At 49.0% G+C, this 9,912-nt stretch carries 19 protein-coding genes and 1 pseudogene; 18 read left to right on the top strand and 2 right to left on the bottom strand.

All coding sequences use genetic code 11. The features are described from left to right. The 18 genes and pseudogenes from WKT20_RS07955 to WKT20_RS07870 form a co-directional block, all read left to right on the top strand. On the top strand, positions 1-224 hold a 224-nt coding region (locus WKT20_RS07955; protein WP_340417169.1), incomplete at its 5' end, for a hypothetical protein. Positions 225-244: 20 nt separating this feature from the next. After that, a complete protein-coding gene (locus tag WKT20_RS07950; RefSeq protein ID WP_155144136.1) occupies positions 245-523 on the top strand; it encodes a hypothetical protein in 279 nt (92 codons plus the stop codon). Between the two features lie 41 nt (positions 524-564). Further along, positions 565-645: pseudogene (locus WKT20_RS07945) on the top strand. Positions 646-686: 41 nt separating this feature from the next. Then, positions 687-905 (top strand): ArsR family transcriptional regulator, encoded by a 219-nt coding sequence (locus WKT20_RS07940; RefSeq protein ID WP_340417168.1) that lies wholly within the window; start codon positions 687-689, stop codon positions 903-905. Beyond that, complete coding sequence (locus tag WKT20_RS07935) at positions 877-1,101, top strand: hypothetical protein (protein WP_340417167.1); 225 nt, start codon at positions 877-879, stop codon at positions 1,099-1,101. The genes WKT20_RS07940 and WKT20_RS07935 overlap by 29 nt, the downstream gene beginning before the upstream one ends. Before the next feature lie 19 nt (positions 1,102-1,120). Beyond that, complete coding sequence (locus tag WKT20_RS07930; protein WP_340417166.1) at positions 1,121-3,196, top strand: kinase; 2,076 nt, start codon at positions 1,121-1,123, stop codon at positions 3,194-3,196. 34 nt (positions 3,197-3,230) lie between these two features. Next, the gene (locus WKT20_RS07925) at positions 3,231-4,103 is read left to right on the top strand and encodes an AAA family ATPase (protein WP_155144142.1); all 873 of its coding nucleotides are present in this window, start codon (positions 3,231-3,233) and stop codon (positions 4,101-4,103) included. Between the two features lie 39 nt (positions 4,104-4,142). Continuing rightward, positions 4,143-4,781, top strand: coding sequence for a hypothetical protein (locus WKT20_RS07920; protein WP_340417165.1), 639 nt, complete (start codon positions 4,143-4,145; stop codon positions 4,779-4,781). Continuing rightward, entirely contained in the window at positions 4,774-4,995 is a 222-nt protein-coding gene (locus tag WKT20_RS07915; RefSeq protein WP_122291234.1) for a hypothetical protein, read from the top strand. Before WKT20_RS07920 ends, WKT20_RS07915 begins: the two co-directional genes overlap by 8 nt. 7 nt (positions 4,996-5,002) lie before the next feature. After that, positions 5,003-5,170 (top strand): hypothetical protein, encoded by a 168-nt coding sequence (locus tag WKT20_RS07910; RefSeq protein WP_340417164.1) that lies wholly within the window; start codon positions 5,003-5,005, stop codon positions 5,168-5,170. Next, on the top strand, positions 5,167-5,595 hold the full coding sequence (locus tag WKT20_RS07905) for a hypothetical protein (protein ID WP_340417163.1): 429 nt from the start codon (positions 5,167-5,169) through the stop codon (positions 5,593-5,595). The genes WKT20_RS07910 and WKT20_RS07905 overlap by 4 nt, the downstream gene beginning before the upstream one ends. Before the next feature lie 8 nt (positions 5,596-5,603). Next, positions 5,604-6,266 (top strand): DUF3164 family protein, encoded by a 663-nt coding sequence (locus tag WKT20_RS07900; protein ID WP_340417162.1) that lies wholly within the window; start codon positions 5,604-5,606, stop codon positions 6,264-6,266. Beyond that, entirely contained in the window at positions 6,263-6,793 is a 531-nt protein-coding gene (locus WKT20_RS07895) for a hypothetical protein (protein WP_340417161.1), read from the top strand. The genes WKT20_RS07900 and WKT20_RS07895 overlap by 4 nt, the downstream gene beginning before the upstream one ends. Before the next feature lie 544 nt (positions 6,794-7,337). Further along, complete coding sequence (locus tag WKT20_RS07890; protein ID WP_340417160.1) at positions 7,338-7,562, top strand: hypothetical protein; 225 nt, start codon at positions 7,338-7,340, stop codon at positions 7,560-7,562. Between the two features lie 53 nt (positions 7,563-7,615). Continuing rightward, complete coding sequence (locus WKT20_RS07885) at positions 7,616-7,981, top strand: hypothetical protein (RefSeq protein ID WP_340417159.1); 366 nt, start codon at positions 7,616-7,618, stop codon at positions 7,979-7,981. A 2-nt stretch (positions 7,982-7,983) separates the two neighbouring features. After that, entirely contained in the window at positions 7,984-8,187 is a 204-nt protein-coding gene (locus WKT20_RS07880; protein ID WP_340417158.1) for a hypothetical protein, read from the top strand. Between the two features lie 3 nt (positions 8,188-8,190). After that, positions 8,191-8,391 carry a hypothetical protein gene (locus WKT20_RS07875; protein WP_172734616.1) on the top strand — a complete coding sequence of 67 codons (201 nt, stop codon included), beginning with the start codon at positions 8,191-8,193 and terminating at the stop codon, positions 8,389-8,391. Positions 8,392-8,560: 169 nt separating this feature from the next. Further along, a complete protein-coding gene (locus WKT20_RS07870) occupies positions 8,561-8,857 on the top strand; it encodes a hypothetical protein (RefSeq protein ID WP_005647433.1) in 297 nt (98 codons plus the stop codon). On the opposite strand, the gene WKT20_RS07865 is transcribed toward WKT20_RS07870, so the two are convergent. Together WKT20_RS07865 and WKT20_RS07860 are read right to left on the bottom strand one after the other, a co-directional pair. After that, the gene (locus WKT20_RS07865) at positions 8,808-9,278 is read right to left on the bottom strand and encodes a hypothetical protein (protein WP_005647430.1); all 471 of its coding nucleotides are present in this window, start codon (positions 9,276-9,278) and stop codon (positions 8,808-8,810) included. The genes WKT20_RS07870 and WKT20_RS07865 overlap by 50 nt on opposite strands. A 5-nt stretch (positions 9,279-9,283) precedes the next feature. Then, on the bottom strand, positions 9,284-9,874 hold the full coding sequence (locus tag WKT20_RS07860; protein WP_340417157.1) for a hypothetical protein: 591 nt from the start codon (positions 9,872-9,874) through the stop codon (positions 9,284-9,286). Positions 9,875-9,912 lie beyond the last annotated feature (38 nt).

The following is a 9,912-nucleotide window of genomic DNA, read 5'->3' as shown; positions in this document are numbered from 1 at the left end:
AAGAAACGATGAAGGCAAAAGTGATTATCGCTCAGGCGACGGCAGAAACAGTCGGATTTCTTTACGAACTGGTTAAGAGAATGGCAGAGAAAACGGCTATCAAGGCTTATCCGAGTGTGGACTATCAAGCCGTGTTCTTCCCGGTAGATAAACACGACCTGTCTTTTGTGAAGCGGGTATTGGCAGATAGGGACTTTCCTTTTAAGGTGGAAAATGCTGAATAATAACATTAAAAATCAAGTATATGAAAGTAATTCGAAAGTCAGGTAACCGTAATAGTTGGCAAGAAATGGATATCGAGAGCCGTCAGGCCGTGTATTTAGCGGAACGATTGGTGGAGGATAAACGCGGCGTAGAAACCGGAGGTAAACGCTACAACAACTGTACGCTGGAGATACGCTATGGAAACAATATCTATAATACACAGATTGACATAGTGGATAACGACGGCTTGGTAATAGCCTTCTACTCCGATGGCTATTTCTACGACAGTACATGTAAGCAACAAGTGGAATTATTCTAAGGCAAATAGATTGTGGGTTAGGACAGCCCGGAAAGATGGGCGGGCGATTAGTTCAGGCAGGTAGAACAGGCGAAACTTATCCATAGAAGCCATTGTCCCCGGTTCGAATCCGGGATCACCCACAAGTAAGTAACAACAATAACGGATTAAAACAGATATAGAAATGAAGAGACGAATCATAGTTGAGCATGGGGAGGTAAAGCGGATCGCTTTACTGATGAACTGCACCTACGAGATGGTGTCGCATTCGCTGGCTTACCGAAAGGATACCAAGCTGGCGAAGGCGATCCGAAAAATGGCTTTGATGCGTGGTGGTGTCGAAGTGGGTGACGAACCGGTAAATGATACAAGCCATGAGGAAGAATTTGTTAAAACCGTTTGAGAGTGAATTTGTCTGGTGGCGTACCCTTACCGGAAAAGAAAAGCTGTATGTCGTTTACTTCCTGCTCAGTTTTACCTTGATGGCGGGATTGACGGACGGCAATTCGATTTGGGTGATGTTTTTGGCGGTATTGAACTTCGGCAATTCCGTGCGGCTGATAAAAAGAGTGCCGATAGACAAACTGGAAGATTTTTAGTAAGTAAAACCGCTGAGTGATGGAATATTTCGAAAACGAACTATGTGTAACCTATGAGGAGCTTACCTCCGGCGATGATCCTGTTATAAGGTATAATACCCTCAGAAGATATATCGCTATGGGCAAAATAAAAACTGCCAAACGTGGCGGTGGTGAAGGCTCCTATGCAAGGGTTATCTATTCCTCGCTCCCTGAAAAATACAAGGCCCGTTATGTGGCGAAATATGATGATCCGGTAGAAGCATTAAAATTACAACGTATGAGAAACAGGGTGAAAATAGACGAAAAGGCAAGAGAGTTTTACGAGGCGTTCAAATACGACATGAACGGTGTTCAAACAGGGCTTAGCAAAAAGTTGATAGCAGAATATACTTTGAATGCTTCGGTGTTGAATACCTTGGTGTGTGACTTGGAAGATAAGACGACCAACCGGAAGATGTTAGGCAACAGCCTCAATACTTTGTGGGAATGTGTCGCCGCCACCAGCGAGAACTTGCGCGAAATCTATGGGCATACCCTGCCGGAAAACCTTGCGCGACTGAGGGGGAAAATCCGATGTTACAAATTACAGGGATACCCTTCCCTTATCTCCGGCAAGGTAGGCAACGCCAGTACGTTGAAAATAACCGAGGAGGCAGGTCGTTTCCTGATCGCTTTGAAACGCAGCCGGGTTCCGGTTTATACCGACTCACGGATATTCGAGGAATACAACCGGGTGGCACCGGAAAAGGGCTGGAAAGAACTGAAGAGCAAACGCAGCCTGACGATGTGGTTTAACCGCCCGGAGATACAGCCGCTTTGGTGGGACGCCGTACATGGCGAGATGTCGGCGCACCAGCGTTTCGGCCGCAAGCACCGTACGGAACTGCCTTCACGCCGCGACACGCTTTGGTATGGCGACGGTACGAAACTGAACTTGTATTATCAGGACGAGAACGGGGATATGCGCACCACGATGGTGTACGAGGTGGTGGATGCCTACAGCGAGGTTCTACTGGGTTATTACATCAGTGATCACGAGAACTTCGAGGCGCAATATAACGCCTACCGCATGGCCGTGCAGGTTAGCGGGCACAAGCCTTACGAGATCGTGCACGACAACCAGGGCGGACATAAGCGGCTGGAGAAGGAAAAGGGAAAGAAAGAGCCGGGTTTCTTTGATCTGATCTGCCATGTGCACCGCCCGACAGCCCCCTATAGCGGGCAAAGTAAGACGATAGAGAGCATCTTTAACCGTTTCCAACAACAGGAATTGAATAAGGACTGGCGGTTTACCGGTATGAACATTACCGCCAAAAAGGAGAGCAGCCGTCCGAATTTGGAGTTTGTCGAGGCGAACAAGGACAAACTTTTCACTTTGGAGGAACTGAAAGCCCACTACGCTGAAGCACGCAAGGCCTGGAACGAGGCCAAACATCCGGCGACCGGGATTCCCCGCATTGAGATGTACGAAAAAAGTGTAAACGAGGAGACGGACGTGGTGACGGTCTATGACATGGTGGATATCTTTTGGATATGGACGAAAAAGCCTGCCACCTTCACTGATTCGGGCATAGAGATCACCATCGGCGACAAGAAACTGCCTTACGAGGTGTACGAGCGTCCCGGCGTGCCCGATCATAAATGGCGCATGAAAAATACCTATCGCCGGTTCTATGTCAAGTATGATCCGAACGACCTTCGCGGTATTCGCCTGTATTGGGAGGACAATGCCGGTGGTCGGCGGTTCGAACGGGTGGCCGAGCCTTATATGGTCATCCATCGTGCCTTGCAGGACCAGACGGAGGGCGAGGCCGCCTTTATACGTCGGGAACAGGAAGCGAACATTCAGGATCGTATCGACCGTCAGGTGATTGCCAAAGAAATAGAATATGCCTACAATGTAGCTCCGGAACAGCACGGTCTGAGTACACCGAAACTGAAAGGTGTAACCGCCGAGGTGCAACGTGAAATCGACCGCCGTACAGGGAAGTATAGCCGGAATCCGGAAGAATATCGTATCGGTCGTGCGACTAAGAAAGCCAGCCTCCTTACCTGGGATCAACTGAAGGAGAATAAGGTTGTTGACATGCGCAAGGTGGCAGGCAAACTGTAAAGCAAGAAATTATAATCTATAAAATATAAACGATATGAACGAACTAAGTACCAAAGAAAAGGACGTGATCCGTGAGGCACTCCGGACATACGTCGCCAAATATCCGAGCCAGAACAAGGCAGCGGGCAGCTTGAAGAACACCAGTGTCGGCACGATCAGCAGTATCATGAACGGCAAATATGAGAATATCTCGGACGAGATGTTCCGTAATATCGCCTCACAGGTAGGCTGTCGGTCGAAAGATACCGGCTGGCAGATCGTGGAGACGTCCGCCTATCAGGAAATCCGTTATGCGCTGGATGATGCCCAGCGCTGGCGTAACGTAACGTGGGTGGTCGGCGAGGCCGGATGCGGAAAGACGACGACGGCACGCCTTTACACGGAAGAGCACAAGGAGGTTTTCTATATCCTTTGCTCCGAGGACATGAAGAAAGGCGACTTCGTGCGTGAGATCGCCCAAAAGGTCGGGATCAAGACGGATGGGCACAATATCCGTGAAATCTGGGGCCTGATCCTGGACGACGTGATACAAATGGACGCACCGCTTTTGATCTTCGACGAGGCGGACAAGCTGACCGAGCCGGTGTTCCATTACTTCATTAGCATGTACAACAAGCTGGAGGACAAAAGTGGAATCGTTTTTCTTTCCACCGACTACATCAAAAAGCGCATCAACCTCGGTTTGCGTCACCAGAAACCCGGATATAAGGAGTTTTTCAGCCGTATGGGGCGTAAATACTTCGAACTGGAGGAAACGACAGCCGGCGATGTTTACTCCATCTGCGTGGCCAACGGAGTGCAGGATAAGAAGAAGATCGAGGAGGTGATCCGGGATGCCGAGCCGTGCGACTTCGACCTTCGCCGTGTGAAGAAGGCAATCCACCGGGCCAAACGGATGGGTGAGTAAAACAGCGTTTTAATAACATTCAAACACCGTTCAAAAGATATGAAACGAGCATTGAGCGTCCGGGATATACTGGACAAAAAATATAATACTTTCCCCTTCGAGGGAAAATGGAAAGAGGCGTTCGGAACGCCGGAGCGTGTCGGCGTGTGGTTTATCTGGGGAAACAGTGGTAACGGTAAGACGTCGTTCGTCATGCAACTTTGCAAGGAGCTTTGCAAGTATGACCGTGTGGTTTACAACAGCCTGGAAGAGGGTGCGTGCCTGACGGTACAGAACAACCTCCGGATGCACGGCATGTCGGAAGTAAGCCGTCGGCTGGCTTTCATACAGGAGGACATGGAAGCGTTAAAAGCCCGCTTACGTCGCCACAAGAGTTACAACATCGTGGTGGTTGACAGCTTCCAGTACACCCGCATGAGTTACCGTGACTACATCGCGCTGAAAGAAGCCTTCCCCGGCAAGCTGTTCATCTTCATCAGCCATGCCAAAGGCAAGAACCCGAAAGGCGACGCGGCCGAAAGCGTGATGTATGATGCCACGCTGAAAATATGGGTCGAGGGAGGAAAGGCTTTCAGCAAGGGACGGTTTATCGGTAAGACCGGCGAATATGTCGCCTACCCGAGGCTGGCCGAGGAGTATTGGAGTGACAATGGGACAAAAGCGGTGGGCCATGAATAAGAAAAAGATTTACCAGTTAGGCATGGAGCCGCAATACGCCGCCCATGTGATCCTGCTCTGGAACGAAGGCGAATACCCCTGCGATATCCGGGTACGGCGTGCCAAGACCGCCGGTCTGATAGTCGTCGAGGTCGAGGAACTGGAACTGGCTAATAAAATCGTGAACGTCACCCGCTGCAAGGTGGCGATAAAAGAAGTTGAACAATCAAAATAACCGGATCATGGATGAAGTGATAGAAGCAATTGTAAACTACGCCATCAAAAAGTCGGAAGGCTTTTCATTCAGCGAGCAGTCTTTCATGTTTACCGAACTGTCGGAACGGCTTACCGGGCTCTCTCATGATGCGCTGATGGCCGAGTACGGACTTAAAGAGGAGGACTTCGAATGAGCAGGAACTACGCACGTTTTTATGTCCTCTTGAACCGTTTGCCCACGGAGGATAAGGATGAGTTGAAAGCCTCGCTGGTCAGCCAATACACCGGAGGACGAACCGAATCGCTCCGGGAAATGACCGTTAACGAGTACGACGCCATGTGCGAGGACATGCAGCGTATGGATGAGAATTACAAGGCGCGGGAAATCTACCGTGAGCAGCTGCGGCAGAAACGCTCCACGGTGCTGAAGTTGATGCAAAAGCAGGGTATTGACACGACCGACTGGGGGCGGGTGGACGCCTACTGCCAGAATCCCCGGATCGCGGGCAAGAAGTTCGCCCGGCTGACGACCGGGGAACTGGATACGGTGGCCATCAAACTCCGGATCATCCAAAGGAAAGACAGGGAAAAGAACACGGATTATTCACAATTAAATTAATTAAAGCTATGACAGAAGAAAGAAAAGCCGTTGAAATGACGGACGAAGAACTGAAACAGTTTGAAGCATTCAAGGCAGAACAGGCCGCCAGGCGAGCCAAGGAACAGGCCAAACGTGACCGCGAGGCCTACAAGGAACTGGTGGACGAAACGATCGAGGGGGCGATCCCGGACTTGCAAGCGGTCAGCGATTGCATCAAGACCGTGAAGAACGGCGTACTGAATAACTTCCGCCGCGTGATCGACATGAAGTCGGAAGTCTTGAAGTTGAAAAAGGACGGCCAACGCACGGACACCTTTACCAATTCCGCTGGAGACAAGCGTATCACCGTAGGGTATTATGAAGCCGACGGCTACCGCGACACGGTGGAGGACGGTATCGCCATCGTAAAGGAGTATATCGAAGGGCTTGCCAATAACGAGGAAACGAAAGCGCTCGTTAAGATGGTACTCCGTCTGTTGGCCCGTAATGCCCAAGGAACGCTGAAGGCAAGCCGTATTGTCCAGCTTCGTAAGATAGCCGAGGAATCGGGAAACGAGCGTTTTATGGAAGGCGTACAGATCATCGAGGAGGCCTACCAGCCGGCCATTAGCAAACAGTTTATCCGGGCCGAGGTCAAGAATGATAACGGGGCATGGATAGCGATACCGTTAGGAATGACAGAGGCATGAAGGTAAAATCTGCCACCCTTACCCCCGGCTACTGGATATATGTCTGTCCCTGCGACTTTCAGTATTCGGTTTGTCGGGTGGATAAAACAGAGGGGAAATGGCTGGTATATTGTTTCAAATGCAAACAATCCAATGGAAAATATCACAAGATTATGGTAGAAAGAATAGAATTTTCTAAAAACTGGAACGGGAAATTGAACGGCGATAGCTTCACAACCATGAGGCTGCATGATCCCGTGAAATATTGCGTCGGTGCCGTCAAGCAGATTTACTTGAAGGGCATCTGGAAGGGGAATGCCCGGATCATAGACGTGAAACGCATCCACCTTTCGGATATAAACCTGTTCGTTTCAAAGTTGGACATGGGTCTTTCGGCGGAAGATTGCAGGCAGGCGCTTCGCGTCATGTACAAGAACCGCCCGGTTAATTGGGAAATCCAGCTGATCGACCTTTGCCTTTTGGAATACCTGAAGGAATCCAAAGAACCGGGATTGTTCCCGTGTCAGGAAGGGGAGGGGAGAGTATGAGCAGGAGCGTACAATCGATCGATCTTTTTATTGACAAGTACACTCCCAAGACGGAGGTTGTGAAAGCCAGGGGCTTTATTTGCCCCTCCTGCAACGGGAGTGGCGGTTTCCAGGAAGAAATAGGGCGTGACGATTACAGATGGAAGACTTGCCCCCGTTGTGACGGGACGGGTAGAATGAGAGCTGTCGTTACGGTGGACTGGAAAGCGGATTACGACTCTTGAAAACCGATGGTCCGAAAATGCCGGACAGCAGGTTTAGTCTGACAATGATTAATTTTTAAAACAAAGGAGAAATGATGAACAGTATTTTAAACAGGTTAAAAAGAAAAGCAGATCGACCGAATAAGACGGACGAACTGTTACCAAAACGGGAGAGAATAATCCCACCGCATATCGTGGTCTGTAAGGTCTGCGAAGGCAAGGGGACGAAAGAGGGCGCGACCTGCCCGCAGTGTAAAGGTTCCGGGCGTGTGATCGTATCGTGTGAGGTAACAACTTATGTATCGGCTTACGTGCCAGAAAACGACTAAAAATAATCAGTCATGGAAGAAAAAGTAAGAATAGTAATGGAATTGGATAAGAACGTGGTTCAGGCAGCGTGTTTTTTAGCTGATATAAACCTGTCGGATGAAGTCTGGCAGAAAATGGTTGCAGAACCAATTCTTTTTCCCACGGAACTTATGGGAGAACAAAAAAAGGAAATGGAATTGGGAATAGCAATGGCTGCTTTAGGTTTAACACTACAAAAACAGGAGGAGACAGAATAATTATGGGTTATGATTTAATACCAAAAAAAAAAGGGGTCGATTGTAAAAGCGGAATGATATTTACATGGCCCGTCATACTGAACGAAACCGGTGCTTGCTACCTGTTTGGCTATGGGGACCACACATTTTCTCCGGGAAAATATATTTATGTCGGTTCCCGGAAAGATGGCAGTCCGGTAAGCAATGACGGATTTGAAGTCACAAAAGAAGAAGCCTGTATCATGGCGAGGCTCTTTAGGGGGTATGTCTCTGTAAAAAGGGAGTTGAAGGAAGAATGGGACCAACTGTCGGAACAGGGACAAATCAAGATCAAATCCATGTTAGGGAAAAAAGCGGAACCACCGGCTGAAGAGTTCTTACATAAGATAGAAATGCTGGCAGATTTCTGTGAACAGTCGGAAGGCTTTAATATCTGTTGAATATGAATGCGACAGATCAAGCCAAATCATGCAAGGCAGGTTATACCATACTTCGCCGGATGGATTATCCTTCTCCATGCATAAAATTCAAAAGTGAAGCCAATCCGCATAGCTGGAAAAGATACGGCGATTATTACCCCAGCAAAGCGGAAAGAGACAGGAGCATGAAACGTTTATTGCAAAGCAACGATATAATAGAGGATTGAATTATGAACATGAAAGATTTAGGACTGGTTCCCAGTGTGGCACAATGCGCCAAAGATGCCGAAGGAACGGCGGAAATTATCAAGGAACAAATCCCACGATTGAGAAGCAGAGCCAAAAAACGGCAAAGTGAGAGAAGCCTTGAGTTTTTCGAGGCGGTGGTTTACCACTTGAAACGATTGCAACAGTTGGAATCGACGAAATAACCGGATAATAATTAGCAATCGGCGGAACAAAAAGCTGTCCCGCCGATTGTTTTTTGGGGTGATTGGTTTAAACAAACTTAAAAACCGTCTGTTCCAAACAAACTTAAAAGCCGATGCCGCCGTAAAATACGGTATAAAGCTGTACTTTTGTATTAAATACATTGAAACTATGGCCAAAGGACGAGACAAACAGTTGATCAGAGAACGAAATGAAGCCCTGTGCCGCCGTTACTATTATTGGACGGAGGCGCAGAGCGTCCGCTTTGACCGTGCCCTGAAGATACTCTCCAAAGAGTTCTTTTTATCGGAGGAGCGCATCATGGCCATTATCCGTGAACGCAGCAAGGTCGATCCGGATATCCACCCGGTCCCCAAAGTCCGTGCGCCCCGTTTAACCTTCAAACAGCTTTCCCTGTTCACGGACGATGCCGGCTATCCAATAGCGCAGATTCATCGCGATAGCTGAACGAGAACACAAATTCATACACCTTGATGTTTCCGGGCAGGGTATAATCCCGGCTTTTGACTCTGACCAGTTCGTCCATGTTCCGGCAGAACTGGAAGTTTTGCAGTGTCCGGTATAGTTTCCCGGCCATTTCCATACGTTCCTTGATACGCCCGGTCGTTCCGCTTCCGATGTGGGTATCGTGGTAACAGTCGATGCCCAGCCGGACGGTCAATGTTATTTCTCCCGCCTGCGTTCCCAGCCCGATGTCTTTCCAGTCCGCTTCGGTGTTTCCTACCAATACGCATGGAAACGTCACCGGATAAAAATCCTCGTTTTCCGAATTCATTCCTTCCAGTTGGCCGTAGTCCTCGTCGATGTAGGCTATTTCCGGCATTTCATTTTCTATCCTTTTCAGGATTGCGATGTACAGTTCTTCCATGTTGTTTATTTTAAAATGTTTCTTATTTCCGCTTCGACGGTTTGCCTGATTTGTTTGTTCAATTCCGTGCTTTCACCGATAAACTGGCGTTGAGGGATTTTTACCTTCAACTTTTTCTTCCGGGTAAGGGCGAGCCCTTTCCATATACCGGCCTCCGGCGGCAGTTCTCCTTGCCTTGTTTTACCCTTTTTCCGTTTGCCTACCGCTTTGTAATACATCGCCCATGCAAACTTCCGCATCCGGGGTGTCACGGTCGGATGTGTCTCGCCTCTCCAGTTATGCAGCGGGGCGTATTCCACGTCGTTGGCCACCCTGACGCGGTAGTCTCCCGGTGTATATTTGACGGATGAGAACAGATGGTTACGCCGTGAGAGCAGCGGGCCGTAACCTGCCGCCGCCGACTTGGAGCCGGAGTTTTGTCGTTTCGTCTGCGGCCAGCGCTGCAGGCCGCCATTGACAAAGCCTCCCTTGCGGAAGTTATCCTGGTAATGGTCTTTGGCCATGCGTCCCACCTTGACGGGCAGCTCGCGGCGCATGAGCGTGTCCAGTTCCTTCTGTTTAGCCTTGAGCGAGGCCGAAAAATCTTTTATATTCATATTATTGTTGTCCTTTCAAATAAAAACCGTATTTTTGT

Source organism: Phocaeicola sp. ICN-14070 (assembly GCF_037892625.1).
Lineage (GTDB): Bacteria > Bacteroidota > Bacteroidia > Bacteroidales > Bacteroidaceae > Phocaeicola > Phocaeicola plebeius.
The sequence above is the reverse complement of the archived record's forward strand: the minus strand, read 5'-3'. Positions and strand labels throughout refer to the sequence as shown.

Coding starts and splice junctions, on each gene's coding strand:
- WKT20_RS07950 (WP_155144136.1), top strand. CDS start 245: ATGAAAGTAATTCGAAAGTCAGGTAACCGTAATAGTTGGCAAGAAATG.
- WKT20_RS07895 (WP_340417161.1), top strand. CDS start 6,263: ATGAAGGTAAAATCTGCCACCCTTACCCCCGGCTACTGGATATATGTC.
- WKT20_RS07880 (WP_340417158.1), top strand. CDS start 7,984: ATGAATGCGACAGATCAAGCCAAATCATGCAAGGCAGGTTATACCATA.
- WKT20_RS07865 (WP_005647430.1), bottom strand. CDS start 9,278: ATGGAAGAACTGTACATCGCAATCCTGAAAAGGATAGAAAATGAAATG.
- WKT20_RS07875 (WP_172734616.1), top strand. CDS start 8,191: ATGAACATGAAAGATTTAGGACTGGTTCCCAGTGTGGCACAATGCGCC.
- WKT20_RS07930 (WP_340417166.1), top strand. CDS start 1,121: ATGGAATATTTCGAAAACGAACTATGTGTAACCTATGAGGAGCTTACC.
- WKT20_RS07915 (WP_122291234.1), top strand. CDS start 4,774: ATGAATAAGAAAAAGATTTACCAGTTAGGCATGGAGCCGCAATACGCC.
- WKT20_RS07920 (WP_340417165.1), top strand. CDS start 4,143: ATGAAACGAGCATTGAGCGTCCGGGATATACTGGACAAAAAATATAAT.
- WKT20_RS07890 (WP_340417160.1), top strand. CDS start 7,338: ATGGAAGAAAAAGTAAGAATAGTAATGGAATTGGATAAGAACGTGGTT.
- WKT20_RS07925 (WP_155144142.1), top strand. CDS start 3,231: ATGAACGAACTAAGTACCAAAGAAAAGGACGTGATCCGTGAGGCACTC.
- WKT20_RS07905 (WP_340417163.1), top strand. CDS start 5,167: ATGAGCAGGAACTACGCACGTTTTTATGTCCTCTTGAACCGTTTGCCC.
- WKT20_RS07935 (WP_340417167.1), top strand. CDS start 877: ATGAGGAAGAATTTGTTAAAACCGTTTGAGAGTGAATTTGTCTGGTGG.
- WKT20_RS07860 (WP_340417157.1), bottom strand. CDS start 9,874: ATGAATATAAAAGATTTTTCGGCCTCGCTCAAGGCTAAACAGAAGGAA.
- WKT20_RS07910 (WP_340417164.1), top strand. CDS start 5,003: ATGGATGAAGTGATAGAAGCAATTGTAAACTACGCCATCAAAAAGTCG.
- WKT20_RS07940 (WP_340417168.1), top strand. CDS start 687: ATGAAGAGACGAATCATAGTTGAGCATGGGGAGGTAAAGCGGATCGCT.
- WKT20_RS07870 (WP_005647433.1), top strand. CDS start 8,561: ATGGCCAAAGGACGAGACAAACAGTTGATCAGAGAACGAAATGAAGCC.
- WKT20_RS07900 (WP_340417162.1), top strand. CDS start 5,604: ATGACAGAAGAAAGAAAAGCCGTTGAAATGACGGACGAAGAACTGAAA.
- WKT20_RS07885 (WP_340417159.1), top strand. CDS start 7,616: ATGATATTTACATGGCCCGTCATACTGAACGAAACCGGTGCTTGCTAC.